Origin of the sequence: Aureimonas sp. AU40 (genome assembly GCF_001463785.1) — a bacterium.
In the GTDB taxonomy this organism is placed as follows: Bacteria; Pseudomonadota; Alphaproteobacteria; order Rhizobiales; family Rhizobiaceae; genus Aureimonas.
In genome coordinates, this window is record NZ_BBWL01000035.1 from 15402 (window position 1) to 36035 (window position 20634).

At 68.1% G+C, this 20634-nt stretch carries 21 protein-coding genes and 1 pseudogene; 15 read left to right on the plus strand and 7 right to left on the minus strand.

Annotation, left to right across the window (positions count from 1 at the left end):
- Window positions 1-174 precede the first annotated feature (174 nt).
- Genes hisB through hisA form a run of 4 tightly spaced genes read left to right on the plus strand, consistent with a single transcriptional unit; the run spans window position 175 to window position 2675 of the window.
- Complete coding sequence (gene hisB / locus AUL32_RS11805; RefSeq protein WP_061973170.1) at window positions 175-783, plus strand: imidazoleglycerol-phosphate dehydratase HisB; 609 nt, start codon at window positions 175-177, stop codon at window positions 781-783.
- A gap of 25 nt (window positions 784-808) precedes the next feature.
- Complete coding sequence (locus AUL32_RS11810; RefSeq protein WP_062115135.1) at window positions 809-1288, plus strand: DUF2628 domain-containing protein; 480 nt, start codon at window positions 809-811, stop codon at window positions 1286-1288.
- Complete coding sequence (gene hisH, locus AUL32_RS11815) at window positions 1288-1941, plus strand: imidazole glycerol phosphate synthase subunit HisH (protein WP_062115138.1); 654 nt, start codon at window positions 1288-1290, stop codon at window positions 1939-1941. The genes AUL32_RS11810 and hisH overlap by 1 nt, the downstream gene beginning before the upstream one ends.
- Window positions 1941-2675 (plus strand): 1-(5-phosphoribosyl)-5-[(5-phosphoribosylamino)methylideneamino]imidazole-4-carboxamide isomerase, encoded by a 735-nt coding sequence (gene hisA, locus AUL32_RS11820; RefSeq protein WP_062115141.1) that lies wholly within the window; start codon window positions 1941-1943, stop codon window positions 2673-2675. The genes hisH and hisA overlap by 1 nt, the downstream gene beginning before the upstream one ends.
- Before the next feature lie 66 nt (window positions 2676-2741).
- Here hisA and AUL32_RS11825 read toward each other — a convergent pair whose 3' ends face one another.
- A complete protein-coding gene (locus tag AUL32_RS11825; protein WP_061973178.1) occupies window positions 2742-3284 on the minus strand; it encodes a DUF4142 domain-containing protein in 543 nt (180 codons plus the stop codon).
- A gap of 446 nt (window positions 3285-3730) precedes the next feature.
- On the opposite strand from AUL32_RS11825, the gene hisF reads away from it, so the two are divergent.
- From hisF to AUL32_RS11845, 4 genes and pseudogenes are all read left to right on the plus strand, one after another.
- Complete coding sequence (gene hisF, locus AUL32_RS11830) at window positions 3731-4534, plus strand: imidazole glycerol phosphate synthase subunit HisF (protein ID WP_062115143.1); 804 nt, start codon at window positions 3731-3733, stop codon at window positions 4532-4534.
- 81 nt (window positions 4535-4615) lie between these two features.
- A pseudogene (locus tag AUL32_RS11835) lies at window positions 4616-4930 on the plus strand (phosphoribosyl-ATP diphosphatase); the annotation flags it as partial.
- 77 nt (window positions 4931-5007) lie between these two features.
- On the plus strand, window positions 5008-5967 hold the full coding sequence (gene coaA / locus AUL32_RS11840) for a type I pantothenate kinase (RefSeq protein WP_061973183.1): 960 nt from the start codon (window positions 5008-5010) through the stop codon (window positions 5965-5967).
- A gap of 114 nt (window positions 5968-6081) precedes the next feature.
- Window positions 6082-6405, plus strand: coding sequence for a PilZ domain-containing protein (locus AUL32_RS11845; protein ID WP_062115145.1), 324 nt, complete (start codon window positions 6082-6084; stop codon window positions 6403-6405).
- Between the two features lie 33 nt (window positions 6406-6438).
- Here AUL32_RS11845 and AUL32_RS11850 read toward each other — a convergent pair whose 3' ends face one another.
- On the minus strand, window positions 6439-7578 hold the full coding sequence (locus AUL32_RS11850; protein ID WP_062115148.1) for an epoxide hydrolase family protein: 1140 nt from the start codon (window positions 7576-7578) through the stop codon (window positions 6439-6441).
- A gap of 259 nt (window positions 7579-7837) precedes the next feature.
- Here AUL32_RS11850 and AUL32_RS11855 point away from each other — a divergent pair, with 259 nt between their 5' ends.
- The 3 genes from AUL32_RS11855 to AUL32_RS11865 all read left to right on the plus strand — a co-directional run bounded on the left by AUL32_RS11855 (window position 7838) and on the right by AUL32_RS11865 (window position 11467).
- A complete protein-coding gene (locus AUL32_RS11855; protein WP_062115151.1) occupies window positions 7838-9397 on the plus strand; it encodes a glucan biosynthesis protein in 1560 nt (519 codons plus the stop codon).
- A 324-nt stretch (window positions 9398-9721) separates the two neighbouring features.
- The gene (locus tag AUL32_RS11860; protein WP_244497835.1) at window positions 9722-10639 is read left to right on the plus strand and encodes a sensor domain-containing diguanylate cyclase; all 918 of its coding nucleotides are present in this window, start codon (window positions 9722-9724) and stop codon (window positions 10637-10639) included.
- Between the two features lie 150 nt (window positions 10640-10789).
- Window positions 10790-11467, plus strand: coding sequence for a hypothetical protein (locus AUL32_RS11865; protein WP_062115154.1), 678 nt, complete (start codon window positions 10790-10792; stop codon window positions 11465-11467).
- Here the strand turns inward: AUL32_RS11865 and AUL32_RS11870 are convergent.
- Together AUL32_RS11870 and AUL32_RS11875 are read right to left on the minus strand one after the other, a co-directional pair.
- Window positions 11439-12047, minus strand: a complete 609-nt coding sequence (locus AUL32_RS11870) for an alpha-ketoglutarate-dependent dioxygenase AlkB family protein (RefSeq protein ID WP_062115157.1) — start codon at window positions 12045-12047, stop codon at window positions 11439-11441. The two genes, AUL32_RS11865 and AUL32_RS11870, sit on opposite strands and share 29 nt — an antisense overlap.
- Window positions 12048-12051: 4 nt before the next feature.
- Complete coding sequence (locus AUL32_RS11875; RefSeq protein ID WP_061973194.1) at window positions 12052-12771, minus strand: helix-turn-helix transcriptional regulator; 720 nt, start codon at window positions 12769-12771, stop codon at window positions 12052-12054.
- Between the two features lie 498 nt (window positions 12772-13269).
- On the opposite strand from AUL32_RS11875, the gene hslU reads away from it, so the two are divergent.
- Window positions 13270-14580, plus strand: coding sequence for an ATP-dependent protease ATPase subunit HslU (hslU, locus tag AUL32_RS11880; protein WP_061973196.1), 1311 nt, complete (start codon window positions 13270-13272; stop codon window positions 14578-14580).
- Between the two features lie 355 nt (window positions 14581-14935).
- Entirely contained in the window at window positions 14936-16246 is a 1311-nt protein-coding gene (locus tag AUL32_RS11885; RefSeq protein WP_061973198.1) for an MFS transporter, read from the plus strand.
- A 19-nt stretch (window positions 16247-16265) separates the two neighbouring features.
- Here AUL32_RS11885 and AUL32_RS11890 read toward each other — a convergent pair whose 3' ends face one another.
- Complete coding sequence (locus tag AUL32_RS11890) at window positions 16266-17069, minus strand: class II glutamine amidotransferase (RefSeq protein ID WP_062115158.1); 804 nt, start codon at window positions 17067-17069, stop codon at window positions 16266-16268.
- Between the two features lie 120 nt (window positions 17070-17189).
- Entirely contained in the window at window positions 17190-17942 is a 753-nt protein-coding gene (locus AUL32_RS11895; protein WP_062115161.1) for an aspartate/glutamate racemase family protein, read from the minus strand.
- A gap of 164 nt (window positions 17943-18106) precedes the next feature.
- Between AUL32_RS11895 and AUL32_RS11900 the strand changes: the two genes are divergently transcribed.
- Both AUL32_RS11900 and AUL32_RS11905 read left to right on the plus strand, forming a co-directional pair.
- On the plus strand, window positions 18107-18568 hold the full coding sequence (locus tag AUL32_RS11900; protein WP_062115165.1) for an Lrp/AsnC family transcriptional regulator: 462 nt from the start codon (window positions 18107-18109) through the stop codon (window positions 18566-18568).
- A gap of 167 nt (window positions 18569-18735) precedes the next feature.
- The gene (locus tag AUL32_RS11905) at window positions 18736-19704 is read left to right on the plus strand and encodes a DUF1402 family protein (protein WP_062115167.1); all 969 of its coding nucleotides are present in this window, start codon (window positions 18736-18738) and stop codon (window positions 19702-19704) included.
- Between the two features lie 107 nt (window positions 19705-19811).
- Here the strand turns inward: AUL32_RS11905 and AUL32_RS11910 are convergent, their stop codons facing one another.
- Window positions 19812-20576, minus strand: a complete 765-nt coding sequence (locus AUL32_RS11910) for a glycosyltransferase family 29 protein (protein ID WP_062115170.1) — start codon at window positions 20574-20576, stop codon at window positions 19812-19814.
- Between the last annotated feature and the right edge of the window lie 58 nt (window positions 20577-20634).

Sequence of the window (20634 nt, forward strand, 5' to 3'; positions counted from 1 at the left end):
CGGCCCTCCCCGAGTTCGGACATCAGCTCGAAAGGAAACGGGGTCCAGGGGCCTCGGCCCCTGGCAGGGGTGCAGGGGACGGCCGTCCCCTGCCTTCCCACGCCCGCTCGCCCCCTTGGCGCGCGGCCCTTGGCCCCTGTATGAAGCCAGAAGGACGGATACGAGGATCAGGGCATGAGCGGCACGGCGGGTCGGCGCGACGGGGCGGTGGAGCGGGCGACGAAGGAAACGCAGATCCGCGTGGCGGTGGATCTCGACGGGCAGGGCCGGGCGAGCGTGGCGACGGGCGTCGGCTTCTTCGACCATATGCTGGACCATCTGGCGCGCCATTCCTTGATGGACATCCGGGTCGAGGCCAAGGGCGATCTCCATGTGGACGACCACCACACGGTGGAGGATGTCGGCATCGCGCTGGGTCAGGCGATCCGCCAGGCGATGGGCGAGCGGCGGGGCATCCGGCGCTATGCCTCGCTGGATCTGGCGATGGACGAGACGCTGACGCGCGCGGCGGTGGACGTGTCGGGCCGGCCCTTCCTTGTGTTCCGCACGCGCTTTCCGACCGAGAAGATCGGCACGTTCGACACGCAGCTGGTGCGCGAGTTCTTCCAGGCCTTCGCGATGAACGCCGGGCTGACGCTGCATATCGAGACGCTCTACGGCGAGAACTCGCACCACATCGCCGAGACCTGCTTCAAGGCGGTGGCGCGGGTGCTGGGCGACGCGTTGCAGATCGACGCGCGGCAGGCCGATCTCGTGCCCTCCACCAAGGGCGTTCTGGCATGAGGGGCCGGATGAAAGGCGGGGGCGCATGAAGCGGTTTCGCGTCTTCGAGCCGGCGAGCGCGGCGGGCGCCAGCGACGAGGCGCGCTTCGTGCGGGACGGATTCTCGTTCTGGGCCTTTCTCATCCCCGCGCTCTGGCTTCTGTGGAATCGCCTGTTTCTGGCGGCCATCGCCGTCTTCGCGCTGCAGGTGCTGATCGGCTGGCAGGGGCGCGCGGAGGGCTTCCTCGTGGCGGAGTTCGCGCTGTCGCTGCTTTTGGGGCTGCTCGTCGCGCTGGAGGGCCCGAGCCTTCGCGCCTGGAAGCTCAGGCGCCAGGGCTGGCGCGAGACGGCGGCGCTGCTGGCGAGCGACCCGGCGGAAGCGGAGCTGCGCTACTACGCGGCGATGGAGCGGGACGGAGCGGGCGAGACGCGAACGCTCTCGGCCACCGACGTCGCCTCCCTCGCCAATCTTGCTGCCGAGCGCGCCTTGATCCAACAGGCGCGCGCTTCTTCGGACCCGACCTGATGCCCACACTTGCAATCATCGACTACGGATCGGGCAATCTCCGCTCCGCCACCAAGGCCTTCGAGCGCGCGGCGCGCGAGGCCGAACTCGACATGGACATCCGGCTGACGGACGATCCGAGGATCGTGCGCGAGGCCGACCGCGTCGTGCTGCCCGGCGTCGGCGCCTATGCCGATTGCCGCGCGGGGTTGCGCGCGGTCGAGGGCATGGAGGAGGCGCTGCTCCATGCCGTAGAGCGCCAAGGGCGGCCGTTCCTCGGCATCTGCGTCGGCATGCAGCTCATGGCCGAGCGCGGGCTGGAAAAGACCATCACGCCGGGCTTCGGCTGGATCAGCGGCGACGTGGAGCCGATCGTGCCGAGCGACCCGAAGCTGAAGGTCCCGCAGATCGGCTGGAACACGATCGAACTGCGCCACGACCACGCCTTGCTCGCCGGCATCCCGACGGGGGAAGCGGGTCTGCACGCCTATTTCGTGCATTCCTACCATCTCGTGCCGCGCGAGGAGGCGCAGGTCATCGCCACGGTCGATTACGGCGGCCCTGTCACCGCCATCGTGGCGAACGGCAACAAGCTCGGCACCCAGTTCCACCCCGAAAAGAGCCAGACCCTCGGTCTGGCGCTTCTCGCCAACTTCCTGAAGTGGAAGCCCTGATGCCCATTCTCTTTCCCGCCATCGATCTGAAGGATGGCGAATGCGTGCGCCTGAAGCTCGGGCTGATGGAGGAGGCGACGGTCTACAACGCCGATCCGGCGGCGCAGGCGCTGAGCTTCAAGCACCAGGGCTTCACGCATCTGCACGTGGTCGATCTCAACGGCGCCTTCGAAGGGAGGGCGGTGAACGCTGAGGCGGTGGACGCGATCCTCGCCAGCGTCGGCGGCGACATGAAGGTGCAGCTCGGCGGCGGCATCCGGCGCATGGAGGATATCGAGCGCTGGCTGGACAAGGGCCTGTCGCGCGTCATTCTCGGCACCGTGGCGGTGCGCGATCCCGATCTGGTGCGCGAGGCGGCCCGGCGCTTTCCCGGCAAGATCGCCGTCGGCATCGACGCCAAGGGCGGCTATGTCGCGGTGGAGGGCTGGGCGGAATCCTCGACGCTGACCGCGATCGACCTCGCCCGCCGCTTCGAGGACGCCGGCGTTTCCGCCGTGATCTACACCGATATCGACCGCGACGGCATCCTGGCCGGCATCAACTGGGCGTCCACCATCGAGCTGGCCCAGGCCGTCGGCATTCCGGTGATCGCCTCCGGGGGCCTTGCCTCCATGGCGGATATCGACACGCTGGCGAGCCCGGAAGCGGCGATCCTGGAAGGCGCCATCACCGGCCGCGCGCTCTATGACGGGCGCATCGACCCGGCCGAGGCGCTGGGCCGGCTGACGCTCTGATGCGAAAAAGGGCAGGCGCCTCGCGGCCCCTGCCCTTGTCTGATGGAGACGAAGCCGTGTCGCGCGTTACGCGGCGCGGACCTTGCCCAGCATCTCACGATGCATTTCCAGCGTCGGCAGGGTCTGCGCGGCGAAGGTCTTCACCGGGCCGGTCTCGCCGTTCTGCGAATAGCCCTGGAACAGCCCGATCGTCTCGTCATGCGCGGCGAGCTGCTGCTGGAGATAGAGCGCGCTGAACTGCGCGCCGGAGGCGGCGCGGAGCTGCTCCAGCATCTGCTCGTGCTTGGGGTCGAGCCGGCTCGGCAGATCGCTCTTCGGGCCAGCGGCGAGCGCGGCCTTCAGATCGGCACCGGCCTTGGTGTGGTCGTCGATCATGTGCTGGGCGAAGCGCTTGACCTCCGCGCTGCTCGACTTTTCCAGCGCGAGCTTGCTGGACTCGATCTCGAACATGTTGGACGAAACGGCCATGCGGACGAAGTCGTCCTGCCCGGTCGCGGCCTTGATGTTGGTCGGCGAGCCGGCGGCGGGGGTGACGGCCTGCTGGGCCTGCGCGGCGATCGGCATGGCGAGCATGGTCGACAGGGCGGCAAGAGCGATAATCTTTTTCATGGGGTTTCCTCGAATGTGCGGCGCCAGCGCTTGAGGCTGGCTGTCGGGGTTTCAACGGCGCATTCGAGGGCTCGTTCCGTCGCGCACTAAGCAATTGTTAAGTCTTACAAATTGTTTCACGTGAGACAGGGGACGGCGGTTCACGTCGTCGCCGCTTGGAAAACCGGCTCGACTGAACGGTTGAGGAAGATGCAGCCTCCGCCCCGCATCACCTATCCGAGAGTTCGGTCTACGACTTCGCAGAAGCGTGGTTCATCGGCTCGGCATCGGACGATCGACGCACCTCCAGCCGGGCCGGAACGGGCCGCGGCCGGTTTCGAAACCCTCGGGCGCTTGCGCCGCGCCGCCGGCGCGGCGATAAGCACTCGCGAAAACGCGCCCGTGCGCACACGCTTTCCGTTCTCCCGGCCCGGCCCGTCCGCGCCGGCCCGACCAAGGTTCGCCCGATGACGCTGAAGGCCCGCATCATCCCCTGTCTCGACGTCAAGGACGGCCGAGTGGTCAAGGGCGTGAACTTCGAGGGCCTGGTGGACGCAGGCGACCCGGTGGAGGCTGCGCGTCGCTACGACGCCGCCGGGGCGGACGAGCTCTGCTTTCTCGACATCACCGCCTCCTCCGACAATCGCGAGACGATCTTCGACGTCGTCGCCCGCACGGCGGAAGCCTGCTTCATGCCCGTGACGGTGGGCGGCGGCGTGCGCGAGGTCGCCGACATCCGCAAGCTGCTGCTCGCCGGGGCCGACAAGGTGTCGATCAACACGGCGGCGGTGAAGCGGCCCGAATTCGTCGCGGAAGCCGCCGACAAGTTCGGCAACCAGTGCATCGTCGTGGCGATCGACGCCAAGCGGGTCGCAAGCCCGGAGAACGCCCCGCGCTGGGAAATCTTCACCCATGGCGGGCGCACCGCGACCGGGATCGACGCGGTGGAGTTCGCCCGGCGCGTAGTCGCGCTCGGCGCGGGCGAGATCCTTCTGACCTCGATGGACCGCGACGGCACCAAGGCCGGCTTCGACATCGGCCTCACCCGCGCCGTGGCGGACGCGGTGAGCGTGCCGGTGATCGCCTCGGGCGGCGTCGGCTCGCTGGACCATCTCAGCGCCGGCGTCCTGCAAGGGGGCGCGGCGGCCGTGCTGGCGGCCTCGATTTTTCATTTCGGCACCTATACGATCGCCGAGGCCAAGCACCATATGGCCGAGGCAGGCATTCCCATGCGCCTCGACGCGGCCCCGGCCGCGCCGCGCGCCGCCTGACCTTGCCGACGATCCGCCTGCCGACCACGCATGCCGCCCGGCCCTGCTGACCCGGACCCTCCTGCCCCGGAATCCTCGACGATGTTCACGCTGTCCGATCTCGAAACCGTCGTCGCCGCGCGTGCGCGTTCGGACGATCCCACCTCCTACACCGCCAAGCTCGCGGCGCGGGGCCTCTCCAAGGCCGCGCAGAAGCTGGGGGAAGAGGGCGTCGAGACGGTGATCGCGGCGCTGACCGAAGACGACGCGGCGTTGACCGGCGAGGCCGCCGACCTCCTCTACCATCTTCTCGTGGTGCTCCATCTGCGCGGCCTGCCGCTTGCCAGCGTCATGGAGGAGCTGCAACGCCGCACGGCGCAGACGGGCCTTCAGGAAAAGGCCTCGCGCTCGCAAGGCGCAAACTCTGACGCACAAGGGGCACACCCGGATGCGCAAGGCGCGCGCGCGGGCTCGCAAGGGGCGCGCCCGGCGTGATGGACATGCGGCTGCCCAACCCCGCGCATTCGCCCTATCGCTTCTTCACGGCGGCGGAATGGGCGACCTTTCGCGGCCGCGAGGCCCTGACGCTGGCCGAGGACGAGGTGCGGCGCCTGCGGTCGCTGGGAGACCGGATCGATCTCGGCGAGGTCGAGCGCATCTATCTCGCCATGTCGCGCCTGCTCTATGCGCATGTGGAATCCTCGCAAACCCTGTTTCGCCAGCGTCGGCGCTTCCTGCGCGGCTCGGATCAGACCAAGACCCCTTTCGTGATCGGCATCGCCGGCTCGGTGGCGGCGGGCAAGAGCACCACGGCCCGCATCCTGAAGGAGCTTCTGGCGCGCTGGCCGGGAACGCCCAAGGTCGATCTCGTCACCACCGACGGCTTCCTGTTTCCGAACGCGGTGCTGGAGGCCGAAGGGCTGATGCAGCGCAAGGGCTTTCCCGAGAGCTACGATGTCGGCGCGATCCTGCGCTTTCTCTCAGACCTCAAGGCCGGCGCGCGCGATGTCACCGCCCCCGTCTACTCGCATTTCGTCTACGACGTCGTGCCGGGCGAACTCATCACGGTGGACCAGCCCGATATCCTGATCTTCGAGGGGCTGAACGTCCTTCAGGTGCGCGACATGCCCAAGGACGGCAAGTTCGTGCCCTTCGTCTCGGACTTCTTCGACTATTCCATCTATATCGACGCAGAGATCGAGGACCTGCACCGCTGGTATGTCGCGCGCTTCATGCGCCTGCGCGAGACGGCGTTCCGCGAGGAATCCTCCTTCTTCCATCGCTATTCCAAGATCTCGGAAGAGGACGCGCTGGAGGTCGCCAACCGGCTCTGGACCACGATCAACGCCAAGAATCTCTACGAGAACATCCTGCCGACGCGTCCGCGCGCCGACCTGATCCTGCGCAAGGGCGGCGATCATCTCGTGGAAGAGGTGGCGCTGCGCAACATCTGACTTGCCTGACGGATTAACCCTTACGAAATGTTTAGGTTGCCCGTCAGACGTTAAGACCTTCATTCTCCAGTTGTGAAGACTCATGATTCGATCAGGCGGTGAAGCGGAGAGCCCATGCTGGAGCGCAGGCAAAAGACACGGCGGCGGGTGTGCTGGCAGGGTTCGATCACGGCTGGCCTCACGGACCCGATCCTGTCCGTTCACATCCGCGACATGTCCGAGACGGGCGCGAAGATTCGTCTTCCGAAGGGCGTCCTGCCGGGGCGCGAGATCGCCTTTCGCGTCGAGCGCACGGGCGACATCCGTCAGGCCGAAGTGATCTGGCGCTCCATGGAGCATTACGGGCTGCGCTTCCATCCCGCCTGCGAGGCCGGGGGCGTGGACGAGACACCGGGCGAGCCGCTCGGCGATTGGCTGGCGGACCGCCCGCTTTCCTAGTCTAAAGCCCCTGCCCCCTCACCCCCGCGCCGTTCAGGCCGGGCTTCGGACCCAGTCCCGAAGATCCTCCACCAAAAGCTCCGGCGCCTCCAGCGCGACGAAATGGCCGCCCTGGGGCATCTGCGTCCAGCGCGACACGGCAAAGGCCCGCTCGGCATAGGAGCGCGGCGGCCAGGGATGCAGCGGGTCGCCGGGGAAGCAGGCGAAGGCGGTCGGCACCTCGACCCGCTCGCCCGGCTTCAACTGCCGCAGCCCCTTCTTCATCGCCTCGCTGTAGTAGCGGATCGACGTGTGGAAGGCGCCGGTCGCGTGGTAGATCATCGCCGTGTCGATCAGCTCGTCCAGCGTGAAGACCTCCTCGAAGGACCGCTCGCGCCGGTCCGACCAGTCGTGGTAGCGCTCCACAATCCAGCTGGCCTGCCGCATCGGGTCGTTCCCCACCAGCCAGGACAGGCTCTGCGGCTTGGAGCCTTGCAGGTGGCGATAGGCGCCGAGTTCCTTCTCGATCCCCTCCATCCGCTTCGCCCATTCCGTCTCCGCCTCGCCCTGCGGGCCGCCGGCGGGCTGGGGGAAGATCATGGTGAGGTGGATGCCCTCCAGGCTTTGGGGATGGCGGAGCGCCAGGAGCGAGGTGACGAGCGCGCCCCAGTCGCCTCCATGGGCGCGATAGGTCCTGTAGCCCAGCACCTCGCGCATCAGCTTGTCGAACAGGTCGGCCGTGCGCGCCTGGTCTACGGTCTCGGACGGATGGTCGGAAAAGCCGAAATTGGGAAGGCTGGGAATGACGAGGTCGAACGCATCCTCCGCGCGGCCTCCGAAGCGCGAGGGATAGGCCAGCGGCTCGGCGACGCGCCAGAACTCGCGAAACGAGCCCGGCCAGCCATGCGTCATCAGAAGCGGCCGCCGCCCGCCGCTTTCGCCCAGGAGATGCACGAAATGCAGCCCGACCCCGTCCACCACGGCGCGAAACTGCGAGAAGCGGTTGAGCCGCTCCAGCGCCTCCAAGCGGTCGTAGCCTTTCAGCCAATGGTCCTGCAGCCGGCGCAGGAAGGCGGGGTCGGAGCCCGTCGTCCACCCCTCGCCATCAGGAGCGGGCGCGAACTCATAGGCGGCGACGCGCCCCCGCACGGTGTCGAACTCTTCGGGCGTCCAGCTCACTTCGAATGGCTTCATCGCTCGGGGTCCCTTCGCCAAGTCGCTGACAGAATGAGGCGGGCGCGCCGCCGGAAGGGGAAAGACGGCCAAGGGTGGCTTCGGGTTGCATCGCGCCGGCGGGCACTTCTGAGTGGTCAGGCGATGCCACCCTATGGCCGCGCCTTCACCATCGTCCCGCCAAGCCCATCTTGCAGAGCGGTAAAACGGGGCTTCGAGTTGACAGGAGCGCTCCAACGCTCCTACTGCCGCCCGACCTGGCGAAAGGGACTGACCGCGCATGACGATCGACCTCAACCGACGTGACCTGATGATGGGGCTCGCCGCGCTCGGCCTGGCCAGCCAGACGCGGCTGGCGCTGGCGCAGGAATCGGGCCTCGCCTTCGACGCGCCCAAGCCCTTCTCCTTCGACCAGATGGTGGAGCAGGCGCGCCAGCTGGCCGCCCAGCCCTATGTGCCCGAAGTGCCGCGCGCGGCCGACACGCTGGAGCGGATCGACTTCGACCAGCATTGGCGCATCAAGTTCAAGCCGGAGAACACGCTCCAGCTCAACGACGGCAAGGCGCCGATCCGCTTCTTCCATCTCGGCCGCTACTTCAAGCTGCCGGTCGGCATCCATGTCGTGGAGAACGGGCAGGCGCGCACGCTGCGCTACGATCCCAAGCTCTTCTCCATTCCCGACGACAGCCCGGCCAAGGAACTGCCTTCCGACATCGGCTTCGCCGGCTTCCGCGTTCTGGAGCCCAATTCCGATGCGGACTGGCTGGCCTTCCTGGGCGCGGCCTATTTCCGCACGTCCGGCGAGGACAATCAGTTCGGCATGTCGGCGCGCGCGCTGGCCATCGACGTGGCGACGCCGACGCCCGAGGAGTTCCCGCGCTTCACCGACTTCTACCTGGAGCCCTCGGTCGACGGGCGCCTCGTCATCACCTGCGCGCTCAACTCACCCCGCGTCGCCGGCGTCCTGCGCATGGACGTGAAGAAGGGCGGGCCGATCGTCATGGACATCCAGGCGCGCTACTTCGCGCGCGAGGACATCGGCCGCTTCGGCATCGCGGCGCTGACCTCGATGTACTGGTATTCCGAGACCGACAAGCTGCGCCGGGTCGACTGGCGGCCGGAGGTCCACGATTCCGACGGCTTGGCGCTGTGGACGGGCACGGGTGAGCGCATCTGGCGCCCGCTGAACAACCCGAACAACGTCATGACCTCGACCTTCACCTCGGACGCGCCCAAGGGCTTCGGCCTCCTGCAGCGCGACCGCAGCTTCGAGAACTACGAGGACGACGGCGTGTTCTACGAGCGCCGCGCCAGCGTCTGGGTCGAGCCCAAGGGCGACTGGGGTCCGGGCGCGGTGCAACTCGTGGAAATCCCGACCGACGACGAGATCCACGACAACATCGCCGCCTACTGGCTCTCCGCCAAGCCCGTGAAGAAGGGTGACGCGGTGAGCGTCGACTACGTCCTGCACTGGGCCAATGGCGAGCCCTATCCCGGCGATGTCGGTAAGGTCGTCTCGACGCGCCTCGGGCGCGGGGGCGTCGCGGGCCAGGCGCGCCCGGCGGGTGTCACCAAGGTCGTGGTGGATTTCGACGGCGGGCTCGTGGCCGGGCTCGACAGGTTCGAAAAGGGCGTGAAGCCCGTGGTCTCCGCCTCGCGCGGCACGCTCAGCAATATCGACGCCTATTCGGTCAAGGTCGGCACGGCCTGGCGCGTGACGTTCGACGTCGCGGCGGAGGGCGCGGAGCCGGTGGAACTGCGCCTCTTCCTGCGCGAGGGCGACAAGATCCTGACGGAAACCTGGGCCTACCAGTTCCTGCCCGTGCCGGCGAGAAGCTGACAGGCTCCGTATCCCCCGACAAACCAGCACCGGCCCCTCGGCCGGTGTCTCCGTCTCGCGATGGACAATTCCTTGACGGGCCGGGCCACGCCCGTTCGGCCTGAAGGCAGCAGCACGCGCCTTTTCTCGCGAAGGCCTCTGCTGGGCATCCAGCCCTCGTTTCGCGACGGCCCAGCGGTGCGCCTCGCCCTTTTGCAATCGGCCTGCCATGAAAGTCCGAACGTATAATCTCAGGTTATTTGAACATAGCGTGCCTTGATTTTAGCCAGCTATTAGAACCTTGGATTTAGAAGCCGGCCGGGCGGGCTTCGCACAGGATCTTTCATGCTCGATATGAGCGATCGACTCATGGCTCTGGCGGAGCAGACGGACGCGCTGGTCGGGATCTACGATCCCGTCGGCCGCCTCGTCTATGCCAATGCCGCCTATCGACGAACCTATTTCGTCGAGCCGGACGAGACGCCGCTCTGGACCGATCTGATGCGGCGCAACTACCACGCCAAGCGCGGCTCCTGCGTGTCGCATCCCGATTTCGAGCACTGGCTCTCCTCCTGCCTGTCGCGTCGCGGCACGAAGCCGAGCATGATCATCGAGTCCGATCTCATGGACGGGCGCTGGCTGGCGATCACCGAATCCACCCTGCCGGACGGCTGGATGCTGTTCGTCGCCTGCGACGTCACCCACCAGCACTCCTCGGGCCGTCAGGTCCGGCAGGAGCGCGACATCGCCTGGAAGTTCGCCCACACGGACGAGCTGACCGGCATATCGAACCGGCGCTACGTCATGTCGGCCCTCGCCGCGCTTTTGGAGCGCGGGTGCCCCACCGACGCCCCGATGGGCTGCCTCAGCCTTCTCGACATCGACCATTTCAAGCAGATCAACGACCGGTTCGGCCATTCCACCGGCGACGCCGTGCTGGTGGAGATCGCGCGTCGCATCCCCGCCGTGCTGCGCACCTGCGATGCGTTCGGGCGGCTGGGCGGCGAGGAGTTCATGCTGATCCTGCCGCATGTGACGCTGGAGGAGGGCCAGGCGACGCTGACCCATGTGCTGGCGGCGATCAGCCGGCCGAACCTTCTGGCGGAGGATCCCGCCCATATCGTCACCTGCTCGGCGGGCCTGACGCCGATCCGCCCCGGCGACCAGCTGGCGGACCTTTACTCGCGGGCCGATCAGGCGCTCTACAGCGCCAAGCGCACCGGCCGAAACCGCACTGTGGTCTCCGCCGCTTGCGAGGCCTGAGGATCCGTTCCAGCTTTAGCTTTGCCGGCTTACCGGCGTCTTTGTCGCAGCTGACGTCCGCTGCTCGGCCCTATCTCGCGAAGGGAGCCAAGCGGCAGGAGACAATATGCGGATCGGCCATCGCACTGATGATCAGATGGGCGGGCACTGATGGCGACGCTGGTCACCGTCCTGCGCGGCGGCCGCCGCTACACGCCCCTTTGGGTGGAGCGGCTTTGGGCAGGCGCCCGCCGGCACGCGCCGGGCTTCTCGCGCTGCCTCTGCCTTTCCGACATGGCGTTTTCGATCGAGGGCGTCGAGCGCGTCCCGCTTAGCCAGGACTGGCCGGTCTGGTGGTCCAAGATGGAGGCGCTGCGCCCCGGCCTCGTGCAAGGAACGGCGGTTCTGTGCGATCTCGACACGGTGATCTCGGGCGACGCCGTCGCGCTTACCGAGCCCGGCCTCTGCGCCATGGAGGACCATTTCCACAAAGGGCGCGTGTCGAGCGCGCTCCTGCGCTGGGAAGGCGATGCGCTCGGCTTCGTTCACGAGCGGTTTTGCGCCGATCCGCAGCGCTGGATGCAGCCGGGCTCCTGCGGCCCGGTGCCCAACGCCGTGCATGGCGACCAAGTGGTGATCGACCATCTCCTGCGCGAGCGCGCCATCGTGCCGGACTTCTTCCAGAAGCGGCATCCCGGTCTTCTCGACTTCTACGACCCGGACCAGCGCGAGCCCGGCCCGGTGCTCGTGTTCATCGGCGACGCCAAGCCCGACCTCGCCACAGAGCCCGTCGCCTCGCTCTGGCGCGGGGCGCGCGCGGTCAGTGCGGGCGAACCCGCCGCAGCGTGAGATTGATCCGTCCGCCCTTCGGCAGAAGGGTCGAGCTGCCCGGCAGGATGCGGTCCACGCCGTGGAAGCACAGGCGCCCCGCCCCGCCGAGCACGAGAACGTCGCCCGAGCGAAGCCGTAGCGAGCGCGTCGGGTCGCCCCGTTCCAGCCCGCCCAGCCTGAACACGGCCTCGTCGCCCAGCGACACGGACAGGACGGGGGCCAGCAGATCCTCCTCGTCCCGGTCCTGATGCAGGCCGAGCCGCGCCATCTCGTCGTAGAAGTTGACGAGGCAGGCGTCGGGCGGAACCGGCCAGTCCGCCACCTCTTCCCAGAGCCGGAGGAGACGGGCCGGGATCGGCGGCCAGGGCGCGCCGGTCCCCGGATGGGTCGGCTGGTAGCGATAGCCCTTGCGGTCCGACACCCAGCCGAGCGGGCCGCCATTGGTCATGCGCACGGAAAAGGGCCGGCCGGTGCCGGGCATTTCGGGGCGCAGGAGCGGCGCGGCCGCGACCATGGCCCGAACCTCGCCCAGCAGTTCCTCCTGCGCCGGCCGCGCCAAATGGGCGGGAAACAGGTGCACGCCGGGGCGAAGCTCCATTCTTTTAGGAGAGGTAGCCGAGCTGGGCCGCGAGGGCCACGGCGTGGGTGCGGTTGGAGGCGTCGAGCTTGCGCGTGGCGGAGGTGAGATATTGCGAGATCGTGTGCTCGGAGAGCTTCAGGATCGTGCCGATCTCGGACGAGGTCTTGCCCAGCATGGCGAGCTTCAGGCAGTCCCTCTCGCGCCCGGTCAGCGGGTTGTTGCGCCGGTTCTCCTCGAAGCGGATGCAGCTCATCATGCCGAAGGCGGCGAAGGCGACCAGATGCAGCGCGTCGGCCTTCGCCTCGTCGATGGGCGGGCCGGGGCCGAAGAAGCAGAGAACGCCGTTGAACCCCGTCAGCCCGTGGACCGGGCAGTAGACGCCCGACAGCGTTCCGCTGGCACCGAGAAAGCGCGCCTGCGGCTCCATGTCGGGATCGTCGGGATCGTAGCCGTAGAGCGTTTCGGCATCCCAGACGAGCGGCAGGACGCCGCCCCGCAGGGCGCGCAGAACGGGGGAATAGCGGTTCAGCCCATGCCGCTCGAAGCCGCGCCGGAACTCCTCGTTCCAGTTGGACAGGACGAGCCGCATCTCGGCCCCCGCCTCGTCGGTGGAGGGAATGGACAGAAGAGCGAAATGGGAAAATCCGGAGGCCGCCGCCACCATCGCGAGGCTGGCTGACAGACCTTCCGTCGTCCACGGTCGCGGGGTGAGCTGAATGATCGAGCCGAGCGCCACCGTCATTGCGCCCGTGCGTCTCCCTGGAGACGACCGGAAAGCGAGACTGTGAAGCGCATGGCGATCCCTTCCGCAGAAAACCGCGCGGTGGCGGGACGCACCGCGCACCCCCCAACTCTTCGGCTTACTTAATCGCAAATTTGACACGGTTCGACCCCCGCCGAGCCACAAAATTTCTCACGATCACGTCGGTTGGTTAGAATTGCTTTAATGACACAGACGGCGAAGCATGGTCGCACTGCCTCCGCGCGAGCACCCTAGAGGACCCCCACGAGGAGCACTCTTGTCCCTCCGTAAGGAGCGAGGCGCGGCATTCCCGTAGAGATCGGCGGGATAGGATCGAAGCCCCGGCGCCCGAAGGATTTGCCAAGGCGCCGCCCTTCGTGATGCGGCCCGCGGCGGAGATGAAACGCCGCCTCTGGCGTTCGGACGATCTCCTCCCCATCTTTGCGCTGCGTTTCCCCGCTGATCCGATCGGCGACGAGCACGAGATTGCTGACCAGAATGACCGACTTTTCCCCCCGCGAGATCGTTTCCGAACTCGATCGCCACATCATCGGGCAGCGCGAAGCCAAGCGCGCGGTGGCCGTGGCCCTGCGCAACCGCTGGCGCCGCCAGCAGCTTCAAGGCTCGCTCCGCGAAGAGGTGAGCCCCAAGAATATCCTGATGATCGGGCCGACGGGCGTCGGCAAGACCGAGATCTCGCGCCGCCTCGCCAAGCTGGCCGGCGCGCCCTTCCTGAAGGTCGAGGCGACGAAGTTCACCGAGGTCGGCTATGTCGGCCGCGACGTCGAGCAGATCGTGCGCGATCTCGTGGAGATCGGCATCGGGCTGGTGCGCGAGAAGAAGCGCGCCGAGGTGCGGGCCAAGGCCCATGCCGGCGCCGAGGAGCGCGTGCTCGAAGCCCTCGTCGGCAAGACCGCCTCGCCCGCCACGCGCGACAGTTTCCGCAAGCGCCTGCGCGCCGGCGAGCTGGACGAGAAGGAAATCGACATCGAGGTGGCCGACACGTCCAATCCGCTCGGCGGCATGGACATTCCTGGCATGCCCGGCGCCAATATCGGCGTTCTCAACCTGTCCGAGATGTTCGGAAAGGCGATGGGCGGACGCACCAAGACGCGCCGCACCACGGTGAAGGAAAGCTACGATCTCCTGATCGGCGAGGAGTCCGACAAGCTTCTCGACAACGAGGCGCTGATCGCCGACGCCATCGCGGCGGTGGAGAACAACGGCATCGTGTTCCTGGACGAGATCGACAAGATCGCCAACAAGGACGGGATGGGCGGCGGCGCCGGCGTCAGCCGCGAGGGCGTGCAGCGCGATCTCCTGCCGCTGGTGGAAGGCACGACGGTTGCCACCAAGCACGGGCCGGTGAAGACCGACCACATCCTCTTCATCGCGTCCGGCGCCTTCCACGTCGCCAAGCCCTCCGACCTCCTGCCGGAGTTGCAGGGCCGCCTGCCGATCCGGGTCGAGCTGCGCGCGCTGACCAAGGACGATTTCCGTCGCATCCTGACCGAGACGGAAGCCTCGCTCATCAAGCAGTATATCGCGCTGATGAAGACGGAGAACGTCGATCTCGAGATCACCGACGACGCGATCGACGCGATCGCCGATCTCGCCGTGTCGCTGAACGGCACGGTGGAGAATATCGGTGCCCGCCGGCTCCAGACGGTGATGGAGCGCGTGCTGGACGACATTTCCTTCGAGGCGCCCGACAAGGGCGGCGAGAGCTACCGCGTCGACGCCGCCTATGTCCGCAAGGCGCTGGACGGCATCGCCGGGAACGTGGACCTGTCGCGCTTCATTCTCTGACGGTGCCTCGATCCCTGTCCGCATGAGGAGCCGCGTCCGAAAGGGCGCGGCTTTTTCTGTTTTGAGGGACCGATCTAGCGGCCGCGTTCTTTGCCGGACGGCGGCGGGTTCGCGCCTTGTGGGAGGCACCGCCGACATCCCCCTGACTGCTTCAAGCACCAGGAAACGCGGCGGGTGCGGCCTCGGCCGATGGGGCTTGAACGAGGCTTCAAGCCGGCCCCGCCGAGGCCGATCTCCCGGCCGCGGCGTGTGGGTCGGCTCGGCTTATCGCGCTGCGGTCCCTTGACGCAGCCGCGAAGGGCGAACCAAATCAGCGCCCCGTCCCGCGCCGCGCGCGCCTTCCTGGTCCGAGCCCATGCCCAGAGCCCTCTCTTTCGAAACCGCGCTGGAGGCCGTCGGCACCGGCCGCTTCCAGACGCGCCTGCTTCTCACCTTCGCCCTGGTCTGGGCGGCGGATGCCATGCAGGTGCTCGCCATCGGCTTCACCGCCCCCTCCATCGCGGCGAGCTTTGGGATCTCCGTGCCAGAGGCGCTGCAGACGGGAACGCTGTTTTTTCTCGGCATGCTGGTCGGCGCCTTCGCCTTCGGGCGGCTGGCGGACCGGATCGGGCGGCGGCGCGTCCTGATCATCACCATCCTCATCGACGCCGTCTTCGGCATCGCCTCGGCCTTCGCGCCCGACTTCACCTGGCTTCTCGCCTTGCGCTTCCTCACCGGGCTCGGCGTCGGCGGCACGCTGCCGGTGGACTACGCCATGATGGCGGAGTTCCTGCCCGCCGCCCGGCGCGGGCGCTGGCTGGTGATGCTGGAAGGCGCCTGGGCGCCCGGCACGGTGCTGGTGGCCCTCGCCGCGCTGGCCGTGCAGTCGAGCGGGGCGGCCGAGCCCTGGCGCGTCCTGTTCCTTCTCACCGGCCTGCCGGCGATCATCGGCCTCTTCATCCGCTTCTGGGTGCCGGAATCGCCGATGTATCTCCTGCGCCAGGGGCGGCAGGGGGAGGCGCGCGCCATCCTCCAGACCATGGCCGAGGCCAACGGCACCACGCTGCCCGAGGGCGAGCTGACGCTTCCCGTCCAGCGCCCGGGCGGCTCGATCTTCTCGGCCGCGCTGCGCGGCGTCACCGTGCCGATCCTCGCGGTCTGGCTGCTCGTGTCGATGAGCTATTACGGCGTCTTCGTCTGGCTGCCCGTGCAGCTCGCCGGCCAGGGCTTCGGCTTCGTGCGTGGGCATCTGTTCCTGGTGCTGGTCGCCCTGGCGCAGATCCCCGGCTATGCGCTGGCCGCCTATGGCGTGGAGCGCTGGGGCCGCAAGCCGACGCTGATCGGCTTTCTCGTGCTCAGCGCCCTCGGCTGCGGCCTCTACGGGCTGGGGCTCAGCCCCGCCGTGGTGACGGGCGCGACGCTTCTCATGAGCTTCGCGCTGCTGGGCACCTGGGGCGCGCTCTATGTCATCACGCCCGAACTCTACCCGACCGAGCTTCGCGCCACGGGCATGGGCAGCGCCGGGGCCATGGCGCGCCTCGGCGGTCTGGCCGCGCCCTCGCTGCTCGCCCCGGTCATGGCGGCGAGCTTTGCCGGGGCGCTCGGCCTCTACGCCGCGCTGCTCCTGATCGCGGCCGTGGCGGTGACGCGCATCGGGGTCGAGACGCGCAACCGCGCGCTGGCCTAACCCCTCGCGAAGGGCTGCCTCAGGCGGCCCGCACCGCGCCGCTGGAGGGCGCGGCGTCCACCGCGAAGGGGCGCAGGAAGACGCGGCCCGACCGGTCGGCCTCCAGCACGCTGCCGGGCGGGATGGCCTGCCAGCCCTGCGGATTGGTGCCGCAGGGCTCGGAAGCAACGAGAACGCTGTCGCCCTCGACCCGCGCATAAAGCGAGGGCGGCCGATCGTCGCTCGCCCAGCGGAAGGCGAAGAGCCGCTCGCCGTCGGAATGCACGGCGGCAAAGCGCACGGGCTCCTCACTCGCAAACCCGCGCAACGCCTCGATCTCGCTCAGCGTCTGGCGAAAGGCGGCGACCGGGTCGCTCTCCAGCCCGCGGCTCAGCGCGGCCAGAAAGATCGCCTCGGAATCGCAGGTGCCCTTGCGCGAGGGATAGAGCGCGTCCGAAATCATCGCCTCCACGCGGCGGCGCAAGCCGGCATAGCCGCCGATCTGGCCATTGTGCATGAAGAGCTGCTGGCCGTGCGCGAAGGGATGGCAATTGGAGGTGGACACGCCGCCGCTCGTCGCTGCCCGCACATGGGCGAGAAACAGGCCGGAGCGGATCTGCCGGCAGAGCGAGGTCAGATTGGCGTCCGACCAGGCCGGCAGGATGCCGCGATACAGGCCGGGCTCGAGCCGCTCGCCATACCAGCCGAGGCCGCAGCCGTCGCCATTCACCACCGTGCGCGCCTCGCGCGCCGCCATGGATTGCGACACGAGCGAGCCTTCCGGGCGGATCAGCAGATCTTCCAGAAAAAGCGGCGTCCCGGAATAGGCGAGCAGGCGGCACATGGGCGGGCGATCCAAGGCGAATGCGGCATGGGCACCGGCCGACGCTTATCGCGCGGCCGGATCGAGCGGGACGCCGTCGGACGAAAGCCCTACGCCCCGCTTCGAAGGCGTGCCCCGATCCTATGCTGCAACGCGTTCGCGAAGCTGGGCTTCCGCCGGGCGGGTGAAGGTTTGGTGACGCTCCTCCAGCGCGAAGCGCACGGCGGCGGCGGCGTGGATCTCGGTGGAGCAGAAGCCCGGCAGGGACAAAGCGTCCGGGCGCACGAGAAGCCCGATCTCGGTGCAGCCGAGAATGACGCTGTCGGCGCCGGCCGCGCGGCCACGCTCCACCACGGCCTCGAAGGCGGCGCGCGAGGCGGGGTCGACATGGCCGGCGCACAGTTCCTCGAAGATCACGCGATGAACCAAGGTGCGGTCCGCCTCGTCCGGCACGAGCGGCCGGAAGCCGGTCTCGGCCTCCATCCGCTCGGCATAGAAGCCGTGCTCCATCGTGTAGCGCGTGGCGAGCAGCAGCGGGCGGCTGTGGCCGGCGGCTTTGATCGTCGCGCCGGTCTCGTGGATGATGTCGATCAGCGGGATCGCGACGGCGGCCTGCACCTCGGCCGAGACGAGATGCATCGTGTTGGTGCAGATCAGGACGCAGTCGGCGCCCGCGCGCTCCAGCCGCTGAGCGCTTGTCGCCAGGAGCTCGGCGGCGAGGTCCCAGCGCCCGGCCTTCTGCAACGCGACGACGGCGGAGAAGTCGAGCGAATGCAGCAGCACCTCGGCGGAGGCGAGCGCGCCGCGCGCGCCGCGCACCGCCTCGTTGAGCAGGCGATAATAGGTCGCCGTGGATTCCCAGCTCATGCCGCCGATCAGCCCGATGCGCTTCATCTCAAGTCTCCCGTCAAATCACCCCTCCAGCATGACGCCGGAGCTCCGAATGCGGGATGCGTTTTTCCACGTACCCCTCGCCTTCCACCGCACGATTTCGGCGCCATCCTCGCCCTTCGCGCCGACTTGTTGCGCGAGAGCCGAAACACGTGCATGACGTCCCCATGCTCGACGATCGCGACCACCAGCTTCTGACGCTCCTGCAGGACGATGCCGACCGCTCGGTCGCCGAGCTTGCGGAACGGCTTGCCCTCTCCCCCTCGGCCTGCTCGCGCCGCATCCAGCGGCTGAAGGACGAGGGCTATATCGCCCGCCGCGTCGCCCTGGTGGATCGCCGGCGCATCAACCTGCCCACCACGATCTTCGTTCTGGTGAAGACGGCGCGGCACGAAAAGGGCTGGCTGGAGGAGTTTCATCAGGCGGTGAACGCGATCCCCGAGATCGTGGAGGTGCATCGGCTGACCGGCAATGTCGACTACATCCTCAAGATCGTTCTCCCGAATGTCGAGCATTACGACACGACCTACAAGCGCCTCGTCTCCAAGGTGAGTCTCGCCGACATGTCGGCCTTCATCTCCATGGAAACGGTGAAGTCGCTGACGGCGGTGCCCACGCGCTACGCCTGAACAGCGTGCTGCGTCGGAGGGAAGTGTTTCACGTGTGACACGCTTGGCCCAAAAGCCGCCCGGCGTCGTGGTCCTGCGCGCGGACATGGGTTAAGACGGCCGCGATCGCCTCACGCTGACCGCAATTGCCGGCCTATGCGGGGGCCTTCCCGTTCGAAGGTCGTTCCATGTCCCGTTTTCTCGCCGCTGTTCTGGCGGGCTTTCTCTTGGTCCACCCCGCCCAGGCGCAGTCCGTCGTCACCGTGCCGCCCGGCAATCGGAATGCGACGCAGCCGACCATTCCGAGCTTTTCCTACACGCGGACGGCCGCGACGGGCGGCAATTTCGACGCCAAGTACAAGAAGATCCGCGAGCTTCTGGCGACCAATCGCGATCTCCAGACCAAGATCCGCTCGGCGGCGAAGCTCTACGGCATCGACCCCATCCACATCGCGGGCGCCCTGGTCGGCGAGCACACGTTCAATGTCGACGCGCTGGACCGGCTTCAGACCTATTACGTCAAGGCCATGTCGTACCTGAACTCGGGCATCGACTTCTCCTACAAGGGCGAGTCGGTCGAGAGCTTCGTCGCCCGGCCGGAATTCGAGCGCTGCAAGAGCGCGCGCGGCGACGAGGCGCTGTGGAGCTGCCGCGAGCAGGTCTTCGAACAGAGCTTCCGGGGCAAGACGGTGGACGGGCGCTCCTACCCCGACAATCGCTTCGGCGCGGTGTTCTTCCAGCCCTATTATGCCGGCCAGACCTTCGGCCTCGGGCAGATCAACCCGATGACGGCGCTCGCCGTGTCCGACATCGTGCATCGCGTGTCGGGCTATCCCGACATCGACATGGGCCAGGCGGGCGAGGTCTACGCCGCCATCATGGACCCCGACAAGTCGCTCCACTACATGGCGGCGGTGATCCGCTCCTCGATCGACAAATATCGCGACATCGCCGGCTTCGACATTTCCAAGAACCCCGGCGTCACCGCGACGCTCTACAATGTCGGCGACCCCATCACCCGCGCGCGCCGCCTGAAGGCCGAGAACATTCGCCGGAAGAGCAACGGTCAGGCCCCCCGGATGCCGGAAGAGAACTACTACGGCTGGCTGGTGAACGAGAAACTCGACGATCTGCGCAAGATTTTTCCTGCGCCCTGACAGCTAGCGGCGCGGATGCGGCGGCGGAGAGGCCGCACGCTTAGCGGCCGTCTCTCATACGAACTTCTCCTTGCGAGGAGGGATGGTGGTCGCCGCCCCAGCGCCCGTCAGTTCGGCGGCAGCGGATGAAGGCGCAGCAGCCCTCGCCGCGCCTGCCCCTCGGCCCAGCATCGCTCCGCGTCCCAGCCATGGCCCTCCCAGCCGGCGAACCCGAACCCGTGGACATGGACGGGCACCCGCCGCCCACCGAGATGGCGCGTCAGCCAGAACAGGGCGAGAAAGCCCGTGCTCGGCACGGCCTCGCGCGCCGCGCCGTGGCGGCGCAGCGCGTCTCCGGCGGCGTGGAAGAGCGGATCGTTCAGGAGCCAGGCGGGGCGGCGATGCAGCCCTAAGCGCTGGGCGAGTTCGGGCGTCCAATCCTGCTCTCCGCCCTGCCATTTCGCCCGCGTCGGCGTCGGCTGGCGGCGCTCGTCCCGGCCGGGGTCGATGGGGAGGACGAAGCCTTGCGCACGCGCGACGGCGGGCCGGCGGTGAAAGCTCTCCTCCGCCAGCCATTCCCGCGTCTGGCCGCCGAAATTCATCAGGAACAGATGCGTCACGCGCTGGCCTGTGGCGGCGCCGAAGCCTTGCGCGTTGTTGAAGCGCAGCACCCAGTCCGCCCGGTCCACCAAGGGGCCGATCCGCCCCGCCTCCGGGGCGTTGCCGACCACGGCGATGCTGCGGGGGCTCGCCGGCGCCGGGCGGTGCGGCCCGTGGCGGGGCGCCGGCTTGGGCGCGCCGTGCCCCAGTGGCGAAACCCAGTCGCGAAGCTGGCGCTGCGCCAGGGTCGCGGCCGAGCGTTTGTGCGGCAGAAGCGAGGCACGCTCCCTCATGCGCGCGCCCTTCGACGGGCTTGGTTCCTGCGGCCTTGGCTCATGCGGCTTTCGTTCG

Bases quoted from the DNA above. Each gene is read 5' to 3' on its own strand.
- hisB (WP_061973170.1), top strand. From the start codon at position 175: ATGAGCGGCACGGCGGGTCGGCGCGACGGGGCGGTGGAGCGGGCGACG.
- AUL32_RS11810 (WP_062115135.1), top strand. From the start codon at position 809: ATGAAGCGGTTTCGCGTCTTCGAGCCGGCGAGCGCGGCGGGCGCCAGC.
- hisH (WP_062115138.1), top strand. From the start codon at position 1,288: ATGCCCACACTTGCAATCATCGACTACGGATCGGGCAATCTCCGCTCC.
- hisA (WP_062115141.1), top strand. From the start codon at position 1,941: ATGCCCATTCTCTTTCCCGCCATCGATCTGAAGGATGGCGAATGCGTG.
- AUL32_RS11825 (WP_061973178.1), bottom strand. From the start codon at position 3,284: ATGAAAAAGATTATCGCTCTTGCCGCCCTGTCGACCATGCTCGCCATG.
- hisF (WP_062115143.1), top strand. From the start codon at position 3,731: ATGACGCTGAAGGCCCGCATCATCCCCTGTCTCGACGTCAAGGACGGC.
- coaA (WP_061973183.1), top strand. From the start codon at position 5,008: ATGGACATGCGGCTGCCCAACCCCGCGCATTCGCCCTATCGCTTCTTC.
- AUL32_RS11845 (WP_062115145.1), top strand. From the start codon at position 6,082: ATGCTGGAGCGCAGGCAAAAGACACGGCGGCGGGTGTGCTGGCAGGGT.
- AUL32_RS11850 (WP_062115148.1), bottom strand. From the start codon at position 7,578: ATGAAGCCATTCGAAGTGAGCTGGACGCCCGAAGAGTTCGACACCGTG.
- AUL32_RS11855 (WP_062115151.1), top strand. From the start codon at position 7,838: ATGACGATCGACCTCAACCGACGTGACCTGATGATGGGGCTCGCCGCG.
- AUL32_RS11860 (WP_244497835.1), top strand. From the start codon at position 9,722: ATGCTCGATATGAGCGATCGACTCATGGCTCTGGCGGAGCAGACGGAC.
- AUL32_RS11865 (WP_062115154.1), top strand. From the start codon at position 10,790: ATGGCGACGCTGGTCACCGTCCTGCGCGGCGGCCGCCGCTACACGCCC.
- AUL32_RS11870 (WP_062115157.1), bottom strand. From the start codon at position 12,047: ATGGAGCTTCGCCCCGGCGTGCACCTGTTTCCCGCCCATTTGGCGCGG.
- AUL32_RS11875 (WP_061973194.1), bottom strand. From the start codon at position 12,771: ATGACGGTGGCGCTCGGCTCGATCATTCAGCTCACCCCGCGACCGTGG.
- hslU (WP_061973196.1), top strand. From the start codon at position 13,270: ATGACCGACTTTTCCCCCCGCGAGATCGTTTCCGAACTCGATCGCCAC.
- AUL32_RS11885 (WP_061973198.1), top strand. From the start codon at position 14,936: ATGCCCAGAGCCCTCTCTTTCGAAACCGCGCTGGAGGCCGTCGGCACC.
- AUL32_RS11890 (WP_062115158.1), bottom strand. From the start codon at position 17,069: ATGTGCCGCCTGCTCGCCTATTCCGGGACGCCGCTTTTTCTGGAAGAT.
- AUL32_RS11895 (WP_062115161.1), bottom strand. From the start codon at position 17,942: ATGAAGCGCATCGGGCTGATCGGCGGCATGAGCTGGGAATCCACGGCG.
- AUL32_RS11900 (WP_062115165.1), top strand. From the start codon at position 18,107: ATGCTCGACGATCGCGACCACCAGCTTCTGACGCTCCTGCAGGACGAT.
- AUL32_RS11905 (WP_062115167.1), top strand. From the start codon at position 18,736: ATGTCCCGTTTTCTCGCCGCTGTTCTGGCGGGCTTTCTCTTGGTCCAC.
- AUL32_RS11910 (WP_062115170.1), bottom strand. From the start codon at position 20,576: ATGAGGGAGCGTGCCTCGCTTCTGCCGCACAAACGCTCGGCCGCGACC.